This window comes from Paenibacillus xerothermodurans, from assembly GCF_002220865.2.
Lineage (GTDB): Bacteria > Bacillota > Bacilli > Paenibacillales > NBRC-103111 > Paenibacillus_S > Paenibacillus_S xerothermodurans.
Map to the genome: position 1 here is coordinate 15,136 of NZ_NHRJ02000022.1, position 17,864 is coordinate 32,999.

The following is a 17,864-nucleotide window of genomic DNA, read 5'->3' on the forward strand; positions in this document are numbered from 1 at the left end:
TGCGATGCCTGACACGCGTGTTCATCTCGCACTCGGTGAGAATGCACACCAACTCATGTTTACAATCAAAAATGTCTCCGCCTGCGATATCGATTACACGGTTGAGGATCTGCTGGAACGGCTCAAGCGGGCTGATCAATCCCGACATACCGAAGGGTCGGGGCTGCGGCTCGCCATCGCAAAAAGTATTGTTGTCCTGCACGGGGGCCAACTCCACATCGAACTCGCCAGCTATTACTTCAAGTAACGGTCATTTTCAACAAATACTCCGACGAATAAACTAACGCAGGATAGACAAAAAAAAACACCTCCCTGAATCGTTTCACGATTTAGCGGAGGTGTTGACATGTATATTGGAGGACAATCAGTACAATATCACATTTATTCCTATAAAGGATTATGAATGACTGCGTTTTGCGTACTCAACTGTAAATGGGTTGCAGCAAGTTCGTCTGTTCCCGGTTACGGCCGACAGAGAAGATTGCAATTGGAATACCTGTCAGCTCGGACACACGTTCCACATAACGCCGCGCATTAACAGGAAGGTCTTCCAGCTTGCGTACGCCCGTAATATCCTCACTCCAGCCTGGCAGCTCCTCGTACACCGCCTCGCAGTCGGCCAACAGCTTGAGGCTCGCCGGATAGTGTTCAATCACTTCACCACGCACCCTGTAGGCCGTGCAAATTTTCACCGTTTCCAGTCCCGCTAGCACGTCCAGCGAGTTCAAAGACAACCCGGTGATCCCGCTCACTCGACGGGCATGGCGTACGACCACACTGTCGAACCAGCCCACACGACGCGGTCTGCCGGTCACAGTGCCGTACTCATGGCCCTTTTCGCGAATCCAGTTCCCTGTTTCGTCCAGCAGCTCAGTGGGAAATGGGCCATCACCGACGCGTGTCGTATAAGCCTTCGCGACTCCTATGATCTGCTCAATTTTGGATGGGCCCACCCCGGAGCCGATGCAGACACCGCCTGCAGACGGGTTAGATGAGGTCACGTACGGATATGTTCCTTGATCGATATCGAGCATCACGCCCTGCGCGCCTTCAAACAGTACCTTTTTTCCTTCGTCGATCAAATCGTTGAGCACTACAGATGTATCAGTCACATAATTGCGGAGACGTTCAGCGTAGCCCAGGTACTCCTCGATGATCGCCTCGGCATCCAATCCTTTGGAGCTATAAACCTGTTCGATGAGTAAGTTCTTCTCAGCAACCATATGTCGCACCTTACGTTCGAACTCTTCCGCATCCATCAAATCCGCAATGCGGATTCCGTTTCTCGCCGCTTTGTCCATATAGCACGGACCGATACCTTTGCGCGTGGTGCCGATCTTGCTCTCACCCTTGCGATCTTCTTCCAGACCATCCAACAGCAAGTGATACGGCATAATGACGTGCGCACGGTCGCTGATACGCAAGTTGTCTGTAGAAAATCCGTTGTCATGAATATATTGTATCTCTTCCAGCAGCGCCGCGGGATTGATAACCATACCGTTACCGATGACGCAAATTTTATCCTTGTAGAAAATACCAGATGGAATCATTGTCAGCTTGTATTTTTTATCGTTAATTAAAATTGTATGGCCCGCATTGTTACCGCCTTGGTAACGCGCCACCACTTCGGCAGATTCAGCGAGAAAATCAGTAATCTTCCCTTTGCCTTCATCGCCCCACTGGGTACCGACAACCACAACCGTTGACATGTTCAATAACCCCCATTAGGTGAGTATCACCTATAATTAGTCAAAAGGCCTCAGAGCACCATAAATATTATAGCAGTGCCATAATTCAAAGTCAATAAAAACGAACAATTATATGCTCCATTCTATCATTGTTCGGAATTTCGACTGGTAGAGCAATAGTACTTCCTGTCGATTTGCGCTGCTCAGGTGTGAGCCCGCTCCACCGCAAATGCATCACACAATCCGCTTCAGCTATAACGTACAAATCCATGCCACAGAGGGAGAACACCACAGCATTGCACTTAAGTGCCTTTCAGCACGACAAAAAGCCCTACAACGTCTGCGCAAACGTGTAGGGCCATCGTATGTCCGGCTCAACCGGCACCCATCTCTTGGTGGGTGCGATCCAAACCGACGAATTTATTGAAATTTTTTAAGAACGCCAGCTCGACCGTGCCCACTGGGCCGTTCCGCTGTTTGGCGATGATGATCTCGATGATATTCTTCTTTTCCGATTCCTTATCATAGTAGTCATCCCGGTATAAGAAGGCTACTATGTCCGCATCCTGCTCGATGGAGCCTGACTCACGTAAGTCAGACATCATAGGGCGCTTGTCCTGCCGCTGCTCAACGCCCCGGCTGAGCTGTGACAGCGCGATGACAGGCACATCCAGCTCACGCGCAATCTGCTTCAGCGTACGTGATATCTCGGATACCTCCTGCTGTCGGTTATCGCCTTTACCCCGGCCATGAATCAATTGAAGGTAATCGATAAGAATCATACCTAACCCCTTCTCCTGCTTCAGCCTGCGGCATTTGGCACGGATATCGGCCACTGTTACCGACGGTGAGTCATCGATATAAATGTTCGCCTCGGACAATGCACCGATCGCCATCGTAAGCTTCTCCCAATCATCCTGTTCCAGGAAGCCTGTCCGCATCCGACCCGCATCCACATTGGCCTCCGCGCAAATCATCCGCTGCACCAGCTGTGCCGCACCCATCTCAAGGCTGAATATGGCGACAGTCTCCTTTTCGCGAACGCCGACGTTCTGTGCGATGTTAAGCGCAAAGGCCGTCTTACCCACGGAAGGACGGGCAGCCACGATAATCAAATCAGAGCGCTGGAACCCGGAAGTCATTTTATCGAGATCGAGAAAACCGGATTTGACCCCGGTTGTGCCGCCTTTATTGTTGTAGAGGAATTCAACCTTGTCGAAAACCTCCATCAATACATCCCTGATAGCTATGAAACCACTGTTGGAACGGCGCTGCGAGATTTCGAGAATACGCTTCTCCGCGTCACTCAGCAGGTCACCGACGTCGTCAGTGCTAGCATACCCCTCCGTAACAATGTTCGTAGCGGCCCGAATCAACCGCCGCAGCATCGACTTCTCCTCGACGATCTGCGAGTAATAGTCGATGTTAGCCGCTGTCGGCACTGCATTTGCCAACTCGGACAAATACTTGATCCCGCCTATCTCTTCCAACTGCTGCTTGTTCTGCAGACGTGCGGTCAGCGTGATCAAATCTATCGGCTCATTCTCTTCCGCCAACTCGATCATCGCTTCGAAGATGAGCTGGTGTGAAGTGCGGTAGAAGTCATCGTGAGAGATACGTTCCATCGCGGTAACCAGTGAATCACTGTCAAGCAAAATAGCGCCGAGCACTGCCTGCTCGGCTTCCAGATTTTGCGGAGGGATGCGATCCAAAAACATACCTTCGTTCAAGTTCGTTTCCTCCTAGATTTGCTCTTAGCGAAACCTATCGTATCTATTTATTCCTCCGTTACATGCACCTTGAATTTCGAAGAAACCTCCGGATGCAGCTTCACGCCGATCTCGGTAACACCGAGTGTGCGAATTGGCTCATCCATCAAAATTTTACGTTTGTCCAGCTTCACTTGGTACTGTTTCTGCAGCTCCTCGGCAATCTGCTTGCTTGGGATCGCCCCGAACAGGCGGCCGTCTTTACCGGATTTAGCTTTCAGCTGCACGGTCAAAGTCTCGAGCTGTTGTCCAAGCGCGGCAGCCTCCGCCTTTTCTTCATCCTTTTTGCGCTCCTCCGCCTTCTTCTGCTGCTCCAGCATCTTCACCGAAGACTCGTTAGCGGCCGCCGCCAGCTGCTTAGGGAACAAGAAATTCGTAGCATAGCCTTCAGATACGTCCTTAATCTGGCCCTTTTTCCCCTGTCCTTTAACATCCTTCAAAAAGATGACTTTCATTCGAAAAGACCCTCCTCTGCATCCATTTCACTTAATATTTGCCGTAACTGTGCTTCAGCCTCGGCAACTGTGCCTTCCAACTGGGTGGCAGCATTGGTCAGGTGACCTCCGCCACCCATGCGTTCCATTATGACTTGCACGTTGATTTGCCCGAGTGAGCGCGCGCTGATGCCGATCAATCCGTCCGGTCGTTCGCTTATGACAAAAGAAGCCATCACGCCCGTCATAGTTAACAATGTATCAGCAACTTGTGCAATGAGCAACTGAGGATACTTACGATCCGGTTCCGTCACGGCCAGAGCAATATGGTCATGAATTACTACCGCATTCTTGATGATTTCCGACCGTTGGATATAGTCCTCCAGATCCTCCTTAAGTAATTTCTGGATTAGCGCCGAATCCGCACCATTACGCCGCAGGAAGGACGCCGCTTCGAACGTCCTCGCCCCCGTGCGAAGGCTGAAGCTCTTCGTATCCACTACAATACCCGCCAGCAGCGCTGTGGCTTCCAGTACTCCCATCGACATGTTCTCGTTGAAATATTGCAGAAGCTCCGTCACCAATTCGCAAGTCGATGAAGCGTACGGCTCCATGTACACAAGTGTGGCGTCCTGGATAAAATCCTCACCGCGGCGATGATGATCGACAATAAACTTACGCGAAGTTAACTGCAGCAGCTTTGGTTCCGCCACCATCGTTGCCTTGTGCGTGTCTACCACCACGGCGAGCGAACGTTGGTTAGTGATCTGCATCGCCTGCTCCGGTGTGATAAACCAACGATTCAAGTCCTCGTCTTCGTATATCGCCTCCATCAGCTTACGGATGGACGGATTAACTCCCTCCAAGACGATATATCCCTCTTTATTACCGACATGCGCGGCCTTTAACACACCAATCGCCGCGCCAATGGCATCCATATCGGGATTGCGATGGCCCATAATAATGACCTTGTCGCATTCTTTGATTAAATCCCGCAGCGCATGGGAGATGACTCTCGCCCGCACACGCGTTCGTTTTTCAATCGCATTCGAGCGGCCCCCGTAGAAGGAAAGCCTCTCACCTATCTTCACAGCTGCCTGATCGCCGCCGCGGCCCAAAGCCATGTCCAAGCTCGTCTGCGCCAACTGCCCCAACTCCGTTAAGGAATCGGTGCCGGAGGCGATCCCGATGCTCAATGTCAGCGGCAATTTGTTGTCTATCGTAAGATCCCTGACCTCGTCCAATATTTCAAACCGCGACTGCTCTAAAGCTTTTAAACCCTTTTGGTTCATGAGAATCAAGTAACGGTCTGAAGATGTCCGGCGCAAATAGATATTGTTCCGCTGAGCCCACTCGGTGATTTCTCCCGTTACCTTGGCCATCATAATACTTCGTGTTTGGTCGTCCATCCCTTGAGTAGCTTCGTCCAAATTATCCATGGTGACGATGCCCAGCGCAAGCCGTTCCTCTTCAAACCGCGCAGTCAAAGTCTTCAGCGCCGTAATTTCTGTGAAGTACAGCAGCCGTTCATCCGGGCGTATTTGCACCATATAGATGTCTTTCCCTACCGTCACTTCCAGCTTGTGGTCCTTATCCTTCCGTCCTTTGAACTCAGGAAATACCTCGGCCAGCGGCTCGCCAATAAGCGATTCCTTGCCCGCCATCTTGGCGACATAGGGATTGTGCCATTCGATCACTTTCTCCTCGTTGTAGAGAAGAATTCCAATAGGAAGTTCGTGTATGACCTCACTGCCCGCCTTTTTTATACGGTGCGACAGTGTGCCGACGTACACATTAAAATCGTGGCGAAACGCCTGTTCGGCCTTTAACGTGTAATACGCTAAGACCCCGCACACAATCAAGGCGATCACACCGAGCACCCATTCGTACAACATCAGAGTAAAAATCAAAACCGTCAACACCGTAAATATCCATAGGATATGCAAGCCGTGCCAACGCTTCAATAGGAACTTTGGCATTGATTTCGCCCCTAATCCATTCATTATTTTCGGGCCATCCGCTCACGGATCGGGAACGCTACGTCAAAGACGCCGAGCAAACTAAACAAGAAGTACGTAAGCGGAAAAAAGAGCACCAACAGCACGATTCCCGTAACCGGCAGCAGCCGATTCCAACGATTTGCATGAGCCACGAAAAATAAAAATGCAATCGCCTGTACAGCGAAAGCCATTGTCAACAGCGGAAGTAAATTCAATAGCACCATATACACGCCTGAGTCCGGATCCTGCACGAACAGCTCCATGAGCAGTGCGATCATGTAGTACCATAGAAACGATCGCGGCAGCCTCCATTCATGGACCGGCTTAAATCCCGGAATATCCGCACCGCCACGGTTTAGAATCCGTCTTGATATCCAGTGTGTGATTACGACAAGCACGATGGAAAATCCGATCATCATCATCGGAAGCATCTGGCTTATGACGCGAACCACATCCGCCGGGTCCATCGCAAGCAGACCTTTCAGTTGGTCCGGCAGCGTGTTCAAGCTTTCCAACATGAATTGCCTCATTTTCGCAATGAGATTAAATCCGAACATGTAAGCCACCAATATGCTAAGCAGCATTTCGGCGAGCAGTGTCAGTGTTCCGACCGTAACAACCGTTCGTGCCGCGGCCCGCCTCCTGTACAAATTTCCCATTTGAATGACGGGCGGCAGTAAAAATAATGAGACCGAGATCAACAGCAGACCTACCCAGCCGATCATCAGCATCGAGGTCAGCACATACACTGCTGCCAAGCTGATTCCATAAACGAGCAAAAACCGCTTTACGTCGTACCGCACAAACTGTATTAATACAGGCACCATCAATAAATTCATTGTGATTATATTGAGCGGTGTGATCACTGACAGGAGCAGTATAACCGTGATTACGCTCCAGCCCAGTCCCTTTGCCAAACCTTTCCCCAACACGTTCACCTCTTACGCAAATGTTCTTCCAAAGCGGATATGTCGCCGTACCATTCTTCCAGTTGATGTCCTTCAGCTCTATGCCTCTTCATTTTTTCCAAAACCGCTTCATCTAAACTGCGATAGGAGATGTTTAGCCGTCTGCCAAGTATATAACAGCACGCTACAAGACTTGCTAGACCGTCGATGATCTTAATCTGGCTGCCCTCCCATATACCCTTCAGGAGGTGTGCCATTTGATCTACGAGCTCTGTTTTTAACCACTCAATGATTTTAGCACGCTTAGCTAAATCTATGTCTTTTTCCATGCCTGACTTGCCGCCCCTCTTCCCCAATCGAGACTTTAGTCAATTATACCACAATATTATGCCTTTTGTTCGGCGAGCCATAGCTTGAAGCAGTAATCGATGATCTCCCTTCTGCGGATGATGCCAATGAACACATCGTTGTCATCCACTACCGGTACAAAGTTCTGATTAGTTGCCAAAGTTATCAAATCCTGCATCTGCTGATCTATGCGCACTGGCTTTATCGTCATATGCTGAGCCACATCCTTGAGATAAACCTTATGTGCATTTTCGAAGCCGATAGCGGGGGAATGTTTTAGCTTCCATAACAAGTCACCTTCAGTGATCGTACCTGCGTATTTCCCATTGTCGTCAATGAGGGGCACGGCGGAGTAACGGTGATACTCCATACGTTCCAGCGCCTGGCGCATCGTCGATTCCGGGGATAAATATACAACCTCGTCTTTGGGAACGAGAAAAAAAGCGATATTCACTGATGCCACCCTTTCTAGCTATCTGACTTGCGGATTTTCTTTTCCCTGCTTCATAATACACTATGATGACCCGGGAGGATATACGACACACACACCTCTACTATTTTAACAAATAACGTCGACCACTTCATCTGCCATACGGAACCACCTCAACCTGTATGATCTTATGGCCTCTGTATCATGCTTATCCCGTCCGTGCGTGTCTATCCAGCCGTGCTCCGGGCGGAACAATGTCATGTCGCGCTACAATTCCCAACGCCTCGCTTCTAACTGACAAGTAAAAAGAGACAGTTTGGATTGATCTCCAAACTGTCTCCTCTCGCTGCTCACGACAATTATTCAGTTGTGTAAGGCAGCAATGCGATCTGACGAGCGCGTTTGATTGCGATTGTCAGTGCACGTTGGTACTTAGCAGAAGTTCCGGTCACACGGCGAGGAAGAATCTTGCCGCGCTCGCTGATGAACTTCTTCAGGGTATCGATGTCTTTATAGTCAATGTGAGTGATTTTGTTCACAGTGAAATAACATACTTTACGGCGTTTTCCGCCTTTACCGCCTTTACGGCCGCCGAATTTGCGCTCGCTGCGCTCTTCGCCGCTGTTTTCCCGTCTTTGAAAACCCATCGATGCTCACGTCCTTTCTACGTTAAAATGGCAAATCATCATCAGAAATATCAATCGGTTTCCCATCATCCTGGAATGGATCTTGATTGTCACGTAGTCCGCTGTTGCGTTCTTGTCTACCGCCGCCACCCATTCCGTCGTCACGATTTGCACCGCTGTTCGGAGATTCCAAGAAGCGCACGTTATCCGCAACAACTTCAGTCACATACACCCGGCGACCTTCGTTGTTATCATAGTTACGCACTTGAATTCTGCCTTCTACTGCAGTCAAACGGCCTTTACGCAAATAATTGGCACACGTTTCAGCAAGCTGCCGCCATGTAACAATATTAATAAAGTCCGCTTCCCGTTCCCGCTGCTGGTTCGTAAAAGGCCGATCTACAGCTAACGTAAACGTAGTCACGGCAACGCCTGACGGAGTATAGCGCAATTCGGGATCACGAGTGAGTCTGCCGATGAGTATGACACGATTTAACAATCTTAAACCCTCCCAGCATGTCAATTACAGCACTTCGGATGCCTTAAGCCACGTCTTTGACGATCATGTAACGAATGATTTCGTCGGAAATCTTCATCACACGGTCAAGCTCAGCAACTACATCATTATTAGCGTCGAAGTTTACCAACACATAATGACCATCGCGGAACTTGTTGATCTCATACGCAAGACGGCGCTTACCCATCACGTCATGTTTTGTAATTTCTCCACCATTGTTGATGATGTTTTGAAATTTCTCAACCGTAGCTTGGACAGCTTCTTGCTCGATGTCCGGACGAATGATGTACATAACTTCATATTTGCGCATGGTTTCACCTCCTTTTGGACTAAACGGCTCCACTACGCAGCTATACCGCCGCTCGGAGCAAGGAGCGAGTAATACTTGGTTCTCCAAAACTCGCACCATAATACTATATCAAAATGGAAGAACAATAACAAGTTTTTTTCTCATGCAAGTGTCTAATACTGGTACCTGGTAATTCAGTCCTGCAGTGCTTGCTACCGCGGCTTCGCCCTGGACAGGGGGAGACAGGCTACGGTCACCGGCACAGTCGGTGCCTCTGTTGTAGCACCGGCTTGACCTCGCGTGCCAGTGTTCTCTCTCAACACCAACACCATGACCACCATGGCTGCGCACCGAGCCCGCGATCGGCGCCATCGCCGCCATCACCGCCATGACCCTACCGTGCCGGGTCGGTGTTATTTTCGCTTGCACCACCGCTTGGCTGATGCACGATAGATAACGCCTGGGATGACCTCCACCGCCATCGTACAGCTGTTATCGCTCTGCACCACCGCTTGGCTGATGCACGATAGACAACGCCTGGGATGACCTCCACCGGCATCGCGCAGCTTTTGTTTTCTTGCGCACCACCGCTTCGATGATGCGCGATAGACAACGCCACACACGCCATAAGCATATCCGCTCCGCCACCAGGCTAAACTAAACGAACTTGCACGCCTTGAAATTATGCAAAAAGGAGTTCATCCTATGCGAATGCGATACACGTGTACCATCATTTTCGCCCTAATCGCTGCCTTTCTGTCTGTCGCACATTATGTCGGTCATGAACTGGAAGCGATATATCTGCTGTTTTTCGCTTTAAGCATTCCCGCTTGGTTCATTCCTTTGATTGACGATAGCTACCCCCATCCGGTCGTTCTATATATCCTGACTACGTTAGTTTGGGCACTGATCGGGTACATCATTGACCGTTATTCCGCGGCCCGGAACACACGCGCCAGTTAAGGGCTGCTCTGCTCTTAGCCCAAAGTAATGAAATTGCGCGTTAAATTAGCTCATTGTACGCGGGCAGCACAGCACTATGTGCGTACGTGCAGTGGCTTCCGCTTCCAACTGCGTTTGCCGGACGCACCATAATAAAACACCTCCGAATGCGGCATCCGCAATCGGAGGTGTATTTTTGATTGGTCGGGTCTACTGGCCGCCTGCATAGCAGAAATTTTTATCAAACGCATTCGAAGTAGATTGGTAGCCCTGTCTATTTAACCCGTATGTGAAAATTCGTATGTACGTGGCGGAAAGAGTGGGATTCGAACCCACGCACGGCTTGCGCCGCCTAGCTGATTTCGAGTCAGCCCCCTTGGGCCTCTTGGGTACCTTTCCGCATAAAAAAGGGACAAGAAATACTATAACACAGCCGAGCGTGTTAGGCAACCCTATTCTAATGCCGAATTTTGGTTCGCTGTGTTTGCCTCCGGATTAGAACGCAGCACCTTCTTCAATTTGCTCTCAAACTTCGCTCTCGGCACTAATACGCTGTGCTTACAACCAACACACTTAATCCGAATATCCATCCCCAGCCTGATGATTTCCATCTCATTAGTGCCACAGGGATGAGGTTTTTTCATCTGCACAATATCACCTAACTGATACTGCTTCCGTTCCATGCCTATCCTCCCCTATCTGTTCTCAGCCAGTTTTACGCCTTCGATACTGCGTGCATCCAGTGCCTTTTTGACCTCAGCGTATAATTCCCGGGTCACGGCTGCTTGTGTATTGGGCTGGCACTCGACGATCGTCCTGATCGTTATCTCGGATGTCCCTAGCGTCTGCACACCCAAAACCTCAGGCGGCTTCACCATGCTGACGTTGGTTTCATAGATTCGCATCACGGTCTCACGTAAAATTTCCATCGCCTCATCAATATCGGACTCGTACGCTATGTTGACATCCACGATGGCTATCGAGTTGTTGAGAGAGAAATTCGTGACCTGCGCGATCGTACCGTTCGGAATGAAATGCACTTCCCCTGTCCAGCTTTTCAGCTTAGTCACTCGCAGCCCTATTTCTTCTACGGTTCCTTTGAACGTCCCTATCTGAACAACGTCTCCTACCGCAAATTGATCTTCAAATATAATGAAAAAGCCCGTGATAACATCCTTCACCAAGCTCTGTGCTCCAAAACCAATGGCAAGACCGACAACACCTGCTCCCGCTAAAATCGGCTCCAGTCGGATACCGAATTGGTTCAGGATCATCAAAATCATGATGAAGTTTACCACATAGGACATAATATTTCCTAATAATTTACCTATCGTTGTCGTGCGGCGAACATCCAGCTGCAATCTGCCTTTTTGTCGGGACACCAGCACATGGTCTAACGCCTTAGTGCCTGCCTTAATAATAAGACGCGCGGCCAAAAAAATCAGAATAACCTTTATTGCTGTAAACAAATAATTGCTCCATACCGCCGGATCTGAAAAATAATCCACGATGCTTTGCTGCATTTGAGCCCAAGCCATTGAGATTGATTCCATGTCTACCTTTTCCCCTAAAATTAAAGTTTCCCAGCTGCTATCCATGTTGTGACCACCTTACGCTTCCATCGTAACATATTCGTTGTCCTTTTTGAAATATATGCCCCGGATCTCTATTTTTTCTTCTGCCACGATTTCTTTCACACGTTCATAATCTTCTCTGGGAAATTGAAGCGAGAGCGCACAGCCTGCAGTCACCTCTTTCGGTGTCGGGCAGATATCATTCTCAATTTCTGCATAATCGAGTAGCATTTCAGCCCTGATCGCCTGTTGTGTGGAGTCAAATGCCATTAACAGCATGCCGCCCAAGCCCCCTCTTATATTTGAAAGTTCACGTATAAATCAACCTTTGTTTCCGTATACTAGTAGAAATTGTTTTTAGCACATTAAGTATACGGGGGCAATTATATGAATCTTTCCTTTCAAAGAGACGCAAAAAACACGAGAGATTTCGAAGCTTTGAAGGTTCCTCATACCGACAACAACATTGTTGGTTTACTGGCCGATAGGCTCCTGAAAATATTGGGCTGCATTAACAACGACCGACCGATAATCATCGTTTGCGTCGGCACCGACCGCTCCACCGGCGACGCCCTTGGGCCTCTCGTTGGCTCCCATCTCAAAAAATACAGCTTGGATTCATTAAATTTATACGGCACATTGGACAACCCGGTACATGCCATGAATCTTAAAGAAACGATCACCATAATTAATGACACTTATAAGAACCCATTTATTGTTGCAGTGGACGCATGCCTCGGCCAGCTGACAAGCGTTGGCTGCATTCAAATAGGCAGCGGGCCGGTGAGACCCGGCGCCGGTGTGAATAAAGAGCTTCCACCTGTCGGGGACATTCACATCACAGGCATAGTGAATGTGGGAGGTTTCATGGAATACTTCGTACTGCAAAACACACGGCTGAGCTTGGTCATCAATATGGCTGAAGTGATAGCACGAGCGTTTTATGTAGCAATCAGTACCTTGCAGCGCAGAGCTGCATCTACTTCTTTTGCAAACATTGATTGATAGCTTCTTTCTCCTCAGGTGAAAGTGTGTATGTAGACTCTCCACGCAACAAAGGTTTCGCATAGACATACGTTTCATCGCGATTGTGAATGCCTGTTATGACAATGCCATCCCGATTATCGTCAATAAAAGCCAGCGAGAAGCTCAGGTCGCTGCCGCTACCGGCGAAGGCATTGTACCTGTGAATCCCCACGTGGGACTTCATGTGCTGCAATCGCTCTGCAAAAGCACGCACCTGTACTAACGCCTGATTCGTTTTTTCATCCAAGGAGGCCGTTCTTTCCTGGATTTCAATGAGCGCGTCCTCTATATTCATATTCCCGTTACCATTCATCATCACCGTATACTGTCTTCTCAGTTTATTCAGCTTACCCCATACAATGAACAATACAACCAAAACAATCACCATAATCGCCGTTGTTCCAAGCAATAACAATCGGATATCTAACAACTCTAGTATGCCCTCCAACTCTCCGTACCCCCTGTTTTCTTTGCTCTGCGATTATTACACTGTGGCGCTTCTTGCTAGCCCGGAGCCCTATCCCAAATGTTTGGCGATTTCCCGAACAGCTGTGATCAACCGGTCCACCTCTTCGTCGGAAGTGTAATAACCAACGCTCGCCCGTACAGCACCACGATCCATAGTGCCCGCCGTTGCGTGGGCTAATGGGGTACAATGGTACCCGGCTCTTACCGCTATTTGAAAAGATTGATCCAATATGAAGGCAACCTCAGAAGAATCGGCTTGATGGACGTTAAATGACACGATACCGGTTTTATCCCGCCCGAGTTGTGGCCCAAGCACAGTTACACCGTTGGTAGACATCAGCGCATCCATAATTCTTTGCGTATGATTCCATTCTCTTTTGTGAATTTGTTCCACGGTTTCGTGAAGAACAAACTTAACGCCTTCGTTGAGGCCGGCAATACCCACCGTGTTCTGAGTACCCGACTCATATCGATCAGGCCGGACTGTGGGCTGCTCTATCGCTTCCGATTGACTTCCTGTCCCTCCATAAAGCAGCGGTGTCAGCTCGAGATCTGGCGCCACGTACAAACCTCCCGTTCCCTGCGGCCCCAACAGCCCCTTGTGTCCAGGAAATGCAAGCATATCGATTCCCATTTGTACCACATCGACCTCTAATGTGCCGGCAGTTTGAGCGGCGTCCACCAGTAGACGTATTTTCCTGTCCCTGCAGAGCTGACCGAGCTCTGCCACCGGCAGAATGCTGCCCAACAGATTTGAGCTGTGTGAGCACACCATAAGAGTCGTTTCAGGCCTTATCGCATCTCTGACTTCATCCACGGTAAGTGCGCCAGTTGAATCAGTGGCAACATAAGTTATGTGTATGCCCCTAGTTTGTTTGAGAAACTCAAGTGGACGTCTCACAGAATTGTGTTCAACAGCTGTGCAGACGACATGGTCCCCGGGCTTAACAAATCCCAGGATCGCCTGATTCAACGCCATAGTCGTGTTTAACGTAAAGGAAATGTCATTCGGGTTTTTAATCCGAAACAACTTAGCCAAATTTCTTCGCGCTTCAAATAACGTTCGGCTGGCCTGCACAGCCATCCGATGGCTTCCCCTCCCCGGATTTGCAGCATAATGCAGCATCACATCCTGCATCGCAGATACAACCTCTGGCGGTTTCGGCCAAGACGAGGCTGCATGGTCAAAGTACGCTGTCTCCATCATTTTCCCTCCTCCACGAAAAGTAGCATACCTGGTCTGCCTTAAGAAAGGCAATAATCAGGTATGCTACATTTTAACTATCAGCGTTTTTCCTTCTTTCCGAGCTATCGTAAAGTTAAGAGATTTTTCCCTGCAGCAATTCCAGTAGACGATCCAAATCATCTTTTGAATAATAAAGAAGCTCAATCTTCCCTTTGTTATTGCTGTGTTTTATTTTCACGGTAGTTCTGTATACTTCCCGCAGACTTTCTTCCAGCTGATTGATATATGGATCCTTCTTTTTGGATTTCAACACCGGCTTTTTTTGATCGGTCTTATCCTCAAGTTTCTTTACTTCCTCTTCGAGCTCCCGTACGCTCCATTGCTCTTTAATCGCCAGTTCGGCTAACGCCTTAATTGATTTAGGATCCTTTAAGCCAATTATCGCTTTCGCGTGTCCCATCGACAATGTTCCACGTGAAACATATTGCTTAACGTCTTCAGGCAAATTCAATAACCGCAAAAAATTGGCGATGTGGGATCGACTCTTACCTACCTTCGCCGACAGTTCTTCCTGAGTCAAAGAGAATTGATCAATTAGGGCTTGATATGCCACCGCGATCTCCATGGCGTTAAGATCTTCGCGTTGTACATTCTCAATTAAGGCGATCTCCATTACTTGTTGATCCGATAGTTTTTTCACAACAGCGGAAATCGTAGCCATGCCACACACTTGTGATGCTCTATAACGGCGCTCGCCAGCTATAATTTCATAACCCTTCAACACGGTTCTCACAATGATCGGTTGAATAATGCCGTGCTGTTGTATAGAAGCAGCTAGTTCATTGATGGAGTCGTCATTGAATGTCCGTCTCGGTTGATAAGGGTTCGGTCTCAGCTGCGAAAGTGGGATTTCGACCACCTTGTCGTCCTCATTGATGCTGAGTGCCGGCAGCAACGCATCCAAGCCTTTACCTAGTCGTTTACTCATATTGCCATCACTTCCTTCGCGAGCTCCATGTACACTTCCGCTCCCTTTGATCTCGGGTCGTAGGTGACAATCGATTGGCCGTGACTGGGAGCTTCACTCAATCTCACGTTACGCGGGATAATCGTTTGGTACACTTTTTGTTGAAAATACTTCTTCACTTCTTCGATCACTTGCATACCAAGATTCGTCCTGGCATCAAACATCGTTAACAGCACACCCTCGATTTGCAGCGTGGTGTTCAAGTGTTTTTGCACTAGTCGTACCGTATTCAATAGCTGGCTCAAACCCTCTAAAGCATAATATTCACATTGGATGGGAATGATAACCGAATCTGATGCAGTGAGGGAATTCACAGTCAAAATACCCAATGACGGCGGGCAATCTATCAGAATATAGTCAAATAAATGTTTGACTAATTGCAGCGACTTCTTCAATCTCACTTCACGAGAAATCGTTGGTACCAGCTCTATTTCCGCACCAGCCAATTGAATGGTGGCAGGTATAATCTTTAAGTTCGGGATCGCGGTCTCAACCATCGCATCCTTCGGATGTATATCATTGATAAGCACATCGTATATGCAGTACACTACATCAGCCTTGTTCACCCCCACGCCGCTGGTCGTATTTCCCTGGGGATCAATATCAACTAGCAACACCTTTTTGCCTAGAGCTGCCAGAGATGCACCTAAGTTGACGGATGTTGTCGTCTTACCGACACCGCCCTTTTGATTCGTAATTGCAATGATCTTAGACAATATTCATTTCACCTCAATAAACATACTTATAGCGACCTCAGAAGTGATTAGCTAGCATCAATATCTACCCGCTGACCTTAGCACTCGAAGGGTCAAGAAAAGCTCCTTTCACGGAGCTGAATTCATGGCTATGCGGATGTGGTTTTTCTCTATCATACTACATTTGTTAGTTTTTTGGTATCTTGATTACGATCTCATAATGATCGGCGTAATCCTGTTCCGATGTATTGATTTGTAAACCTGAAGATGTCACCATCTCCACGGACTGCCTGATTGTATTCAACGCCAAACGCACATCCTTGGAGAAAGACACACGCTTGGACTTTTTGATTTTCACCGCTTCTTTCAGAAACTGAATCCTAGCCTCCGTCTGTTTTACATTCAGTTCCTTCGAGATAATATCCTCTAATACTTTAACTTGTAATTCTTCTTGATCCAACGCCAACAATGCGCGCGCATGTCTTTCTGTGATTTTCCGGTCCATCAAAGCTAGTTTTACAGGTTCACTTAAATGAATCAACCGAATTTTGTTCGCAATTGTCGATTGGCTCTTGCCCAATCGTTGCGCCAAACTTTCCTGAGTAAGATTATGTAGATCTATTAATTGTTGATAGGCAATGGCTTCCTCAATGGCGGTTAACCCTTCCCGCTGCAGATTCTCAATTAATGCGATTGAGGCCGCTTGGGAGTCGTTGAAATCACGAATAATGGCCGGTATCGTATCGAGGCCGAGTTTTTTGACGGCCCTCCATCTACGTTCGCCGGCGATCAACTCAAACATGTTGTTTCTGACCCGAACAACTATCGGCTGTATCACGCCATGCGTTTTGATGGTTTGACACAGTTCTTCAATGCGCTCATCATCAAAAATCGTCCTGGGTTGATAAGGGCTTGGAATAATATCATCGATAGAGATGTTTTTGATTTCATCCGAGGATGTTTTTTCCACGAACCCAAATAGTTTCGAGATCTGTTCCTTCATCAATCTACCACCCGATCTTCTACGGTAAGTAAAATTTCTTTCTATTTAATTATAATTCTATAGAGGCGTTCAATTTCCTGCAAGGCTATCTGTCTTGAATGTTAATTATTATTCACACTTTTATTGCACGCGCTAAAACTAATGCCCTATGCGAATAGAGACCATGCACGTGGAGGCGTATTGCACTAAATTGTTCCACGTGAAACAATTAAACCAGAGGAGATTTCACCGGCGTGCCTGCTTTTCTCGGATACTTGGACGGAGTTCGACCTTGCTTTGAGATTACCACCAGGTGCCTGGTTGACTGCTCCACATCCGGCAGTTGGAATCGATATGTAGTCTCGTATTTTCCCTTTAATTCCTTCAAGCTATGAGCAGCTTCTCTTAGTTCCTCCTCGATTTCGTTGCCTTTCATAGCAACAAACCGTCCTCCGGCTTGGGTAAAAGGTAAACAGAATTCGCCGAGCACAGCTAGTCTTGCCACCGCTCGTGCTGTGACTAAATCATAATGATCACGATGCTCAGATAATCGGGCAACATCCTCCGCCCTCCCGTGAACACAATTCACACCTTCGAGGCCCACTTCGCTCACCACATGCTTTAAAAACTGAATTCTTTTGTTTAACGAATCTACTATGGTCACTCTCAAATGAGGAAAAGCTATTTTCAACGGAATGCTAGGAAAGCCAGCGCCTGAACCGATGTCCGCCATCGTGTCAATGTTGTGCATAGCAATAAAAAAAGAGATGGAGAGCGAGTCGTAAAAATGCTTCACGTAGACTTGCTCTCTCTCTGTTATGCCGGTTAAATTCATCTTCTCATTCCATTGCACAAGTTCTTGGAAGTATGTTTCGAACTGTGCCAGTTGCAACTCAGATAGCGCAACATTATAGTTTCTTAGCTGTTGAACAAACTGTTCTTGTATATGATCCAT

22 protein-coding genes and 1 tRNA gene are annotated in these 17,864 nt (G+C 48.1%); 3 read left to right on the plus strand and 20 right to left on the minus strand.

The annotated features are described in order from the left end of the window. Positions 1 to 4 precede the first annotated feature (4 nt). Positions 5 to 247 carry an ATP-binding protein gene (locus CBW46_RS20390; RefSeq protein WP_243633417.1) on the plus strand — a complete coding sequence of 81 codons (243 nt, stop codon included), beginning with the start codon at positions 5 to 7 and terminating at the stop codon, positions 245 to 247. A gap of 175 nt (positions 248 to 422) precedes the next feature. Here CBW46_RS20390 and CBW46_RS20395 read toward each other — a convergent pair whose 3' ends face one another. The 10 genes from CBW46_RS20395 to rpsF form a co-directional block, all read right to left on the minus strand. Next, entirely contained in the window at positions 423 to 1,709 is a 1,287-nt protein-coding gene (locus tag CBW46_RS20395) for an adenylosuccinate synthase (RefSeq protein ID WP_089201801.1), read from the minus strand. A gap of 353 nt (positions 1,710 to 2,062) precedes the next feature. Beyond that, positions 2,063 to 3,418: a replicative DNA helicase gene (dnaB, locus tag CBW46_RS20400; RefSeq protein ID WP_089201802.1), complete on the minus strand. Its 1,356-nt coding sequence runs from the start codon at positions 3,416 to 3,418 to the stop codon at positions 2,063 to 2,065. 47 nt (positions 3,419 to 3,465) lie between these two features. Further along, complete coding sequence (gene rplI, locus CBW46_RS20405) at positions 3,466 to 3,912, minus strand: 50S ribosomal protein L9 (protein ID WP_089201803.1); 447 nt, start codon at positions 3,910 to 3,912, stop codon at positions 3,466 to 3,468. After that, positions 3,909 to 5,870, minus strand: a complete 1,962-nt coding sequence (locus CBW46_RS20410) for a DHH family phosphoesterase (protein WP_089201804.1) — start codon at positions 5,868 to 5,870, stop codon at positions 3,909 to 3,911. Before CBW46_RS20410 ends, rplI begins: the two co-directional genes overlap by 4 nt. A 23-nt stretch (positions 5,871 to 5,893) precedes the next feature. Next, positions 5,894 to 6,823 (minus strand): DUF2232 domain-containing protein, encoded by a 930-nt coding sequence (locus CBW46_RS20415; RefSeq protein WP_089201805.1) that lies wholly within the window; start codon positions 6,821 to 6,823, stop codon positions 5,894 to 5,896. A 2-nt stretch (positions 6,824 to 6,825) separates the two neighbouring features. Further along, positions 6,826 to 7,128 carry a MazG-like family protein gene (locus tag CBW46_RS20420; RefSeq protein WP_089201806.1) on the minus strand — a complete coding sequence of 101 codons (303 nt, stop codon included), beginning with the start codon at positions 7,126 to 7,128 and terminating at the stop codon, positions 6,826 to 6,828. 56 nt (positions 7,129 to 7,184) lie between these two features. Continuing rightward, positions 7,185 to 7,601: a CBS domain-containing protein gene (locus CBW46_RS20425; RefSeq protein WP_089201807.1), complete on the minus strand. Its 417-nt coding sequence runs from the start codon at positions 7,599 to 7,601 to the stop codon at positions 7,185 to 7,187. A gap of 335 nt (positions 7,602 to 7,936) precedes the next feature. Next, positions 7,937 to 8,224, minus strand: a complete 288-nt coding sequence (rpsR, locus tag CBW46_RS20430) for a 30S ribosomal protein S18 (protein ID WP_089201808.1) — start codon at positions 8,222 to 8,224, stop codon at positions 7,937 to 7,939. Positions 8,225 to 8,246: 22 nt separating this feature from the next. Then, the gene (gene ssb / locus CBW46_RS20435; protein ID WP_089201809.1) at positions 8,247 to 8,702 is read right to left on the minus strand and encodes a single-stranded DNA-binding protein; all 456 of its coding nucleotides are present in this window, start codon (positions 8,700 to 8,702) and stop codon (positions 8,247 to 8,249) included. Positions 8,703 to 8,745: 43 nt separating this feature from the next. Next, entirely contained in the window at positions 8,746 to 9,030 is a 285-nt protein-coding gene (gene rpsF / locus CBW46_RS20440) for a 30S ribosomal protein S6 (protein WP_089201810.1), read from the minus strand. A 684-nt stretch (positions 9,031 to 9,714) separates the two neighbouring features. Here rpsF and CBW46_RS20445 point away from each other — a divergent pair. Next, positions 9,715 to 9,972, plus strand: a complete 258-nt coding sequence (locus CBW46_RS20445) for a hypothetical protein (RefSeq protein WP_243633415.1) — start codon at positions 9,715 to 9,717, stop codon at positions 9,970 to 9,972. A 287-nt stretch (positions 9,973 to 10,259) separates the two neighbouring features. Here the strand turns inward: CBW46_RS20445 and CBW46_RS20450 are convergent. The 4 genes from CBW46_RS20450 to CBW46_RS20465 form a co-directional block, all read right to left on the minus strand. Next, a tRNA-Ser gene (locus CBW46_RS20450) sits at positions 10,260 to 10,350 on the minus strand. A gap of 53 nt (positions 10,351 to 10,403) precedes the next feature. Then, complete coding sequence (locus CBW46_RS20455) at positions 10,404 to 10,634, minus strand: DUF951 domain-containing protein (protein ID WP_089201811.1); 231 nt, start codon at positions 10,632 to 10,634, stop codon at positions 10,404 to 10,406. A gap of 12 nt (positions 10,635 to 10,646) precedes the next feature. Then, positions 10,647 to 11,549, minus strand: coding sequence for a mechanosensitive ion channel family protein (locus CBW46_RS20460; protein ID WP_243633416.1), 903 nt, complete (start codon positions 11,547 to 11,549; stop codon positions 10,647 to 10,649). Positions 11,550 to 11,561: 12 nt separating this feature from the next. Further along, positions 11,562 to 11,804 carry a putative Se/S carrier protein gene (locus CBW46_RS20465; RefSeq protein WP_089201812.1) on the minus strand — a complete coding sequence of 81 codons (243 nt, stop codon included), beginning with the start codon at positions 11,802 to 11,804 and terminating at the stop codon, positions 11,562 to 11,564. Between the two features lie 108 nt (positions 11,805 to 11,912). Between CBW46_RS20465 and yyaC the strand changes: the two genes are divergently transcribed. Beyond that, positions 11,913 to 12,530, plus strand: a complete 618-nt coding sequence (gene yyaC / locus CBW46_RS20470) for a spore protease YyaC (protein WP_089201813.1) — start codon at positions 11,913 to 11,915, stop codon at positions 12,528 to 12,530. On the opposite strand, the gene CBW46_RS20475 is transcribed toward yyaC, so the two are convergent. From CBW46_RS20475 to rsmG, 6 genes are all read right to left on the minus strand, one after another. After that, positions 12,505 to 12,999, minus strand: a complete 495-nt coding sequence (locus CBW46_RS20475) for a DUF4446 family protein (protein ID WP_089201814.1) — start codon at positions 12,997 to 12,999, stop codon at positions 12,505 to 12,507. The two genes, yyaC and CBW46_RS20475, sit on opposite strands and share 26 nt — an antisense overlap. Before the next feature lie 69 nt (positions 13,000 to 13,068). Then, positions 13,069 to 14,223, minus strand: coding sequence for an aminotransferase class V-fold PLP-dependent enzyme (locus tag CBW46_RS20480; protein ID WP_089201815.1), 1,155 nt, complete (start codon positions 14,221 to 14,223; stop codon positions 13,069 to 13,071). 115 nt (positions 14,224 to 14,338) lie between these two features. Further along, positions 14,339 to 15,193 (minus strand): ParB/RepB/Spo0J family partition protein, encoded by an 855-nt coding sequence (locus tag CBW46_RS20485; protein WP_089201816.1) that lies wholly within the window; start codon positions 15,191 to 15,193, stop codon positions 14,339 to 14,341. Then, positions 15,190 to 15,948, minus strand: coding sequence for a ParA family protein (locus tag CBW46_RS20490; protein ID WP_089201817.1), 759 nt, complete (start codon positions 15,946 to 15,948; stop codon positions 15,190 to 15,192). Before CBW46_RS20490 ends, CBW46_RS20485 begins: the two co-directional genes overlap by 4 nt. 166 nt (positions 15,949 to 16,114) lie before the next feature. After that, entirely contained in the window at positions 16,115 to 16,930 is an 816-nt protein-coding gene (noc, locus tag CBW46_RS20495; RefSeq protein WP_089201818.1) for a nucleoid occlusion protein, read from the minus strand. Between the two features lie 208 nt (positions 16,931 to 17,138). Beyond that, complete coding sequence (gene rsmG, locus CBW46_RS20500) at positions 17,139 to 17,864, minus strand: 16S rRNA (guanine(527)-N(7))-methyltransferase RsmG (RefSeq protein WP_089201819.1); 726 nt, start codon at positions 17,862 to 17,864, stop codon at positions 17,139 to 17,141.

What these genes read in the sequence shown, in the direction of transcription:
- CBW46_RS20390 (WP_243633417.1), top strand. Translation starts at nt 5, where the DNA reads ATGCCTGACACGCGTGTTCATCTCGCACTCGGTGAGAATGCACACCAA.
- CBW46_RS20395 (WP_089201801.1), bottom strand. Translation starts at nt 1,709, where the DNA reads ATGTCAACGGTTGTGGTTGTCGGTACCCAGTGGGGCGATGAAGGCAAA.
- rplI (WP_089201803.1), bottom strand. Translation starts at nt 3,912, where the DNA reads ATGAAAGTCATCTTTTTGAAGGATGTTAAAGGACAGGGGAAAAAGGGC.
- CBW46_RS20410 (WP_089201804.1), bottom strand. Translation starts at nt 5,870, where the DNA reads ATGCCAAAGTTCCTATTGAAGCGTTGGCACGGCTTGCATATCCTATGG.
- CBW46_RS20420 (WP_089201806.1), bottom strand. Translation starts at nt 7,128, where the DNA reads ATGGAAAAAGACATAGATTTAGCTAAGCGTGCTAAAATCATTGAGTGG.
- rpsR (WP_089201808.1), bottom strand. Translation starts at nt 8,224, where the DNA reads ATGGGTTTTCAAAGACGGGAAAACAGCGGCGAAGAGCGCAGCGAGCGC.
- rpsF (WP_089201810.1), bottom strand. Translation starts at nt 9,030, where the DNA reads ATGCGCAAATATGAAGTTATGTACATCATTCGTCCGGACATCGAGCAA.
- CBW46_RS20445 (WP_243633415.1), top strand. Translation starts at nt 9,715, where the DNA reads ATGCGAATGCGATACACGTGTACCATCATTTTCGCCCTAATCGCTGCC.
- CBW46_RS20455 (WP_089201811.1), bottom strand. Translation starts at nt 10,634, where the DNA reads ATGGAACGGAAGCAGTATCAGTTAGGTGATATTGTGCAGATGAAAAAA.
- CBW46_RS20460 (WP_243633416.1), bottom strand. Translation starts at nt 11,549, where the DNA reads ATGGATAGCAGCTGGGAAACTTTAATTTTAGGGGAAAAGGTAGACATG.
- CBW46_RS20465 (WP_089201812.1), bottom strand. Translation starts at nt 11,804, where the DNA reads ATGCTGTTAATGGCATTTGACTCCACACAACAGGCGATCAGGGCTGAA.
- yyaC (WP_089201813.1), top strand. Translation starts at nt 11,913, where the DNA reads ATGAATCTTTCCTTTCAAAGAGACGCAAAAAACACGAGAGATTTCGAA.
- CBW46_RS20480 (WP_089201815.1), bottom strand. Translation starts at nt 14,223, where the DNA reads ATGGAGACAGCGTACTTTGACCATGCAGCCTCGTCTTGGCCGAAACCG.
- CBW46_RS20485 (WP_089201816.1), bottom strand. Translation starts at nt 15,193, where the DNA reads ATGAGTAAACGACTAGGTAAAGGCTTGGATGCGTTGCTGCCGGCACTC.
- noc (WP_089201818.1), bottom strand. Translation starts at nt 16,930, where the DNA reads ATGAAGGAACAGATCTCGAAACTATTTGGGTTCGTGGAAAAAACATCC.
- rsmG (WP_089201819.1), bottom strand. Translation starts at nt 17,864, where the DNA reads ATGGATCATATACAAGAACAGTTTGTTCAACAGCTAAGAAACTATAAT.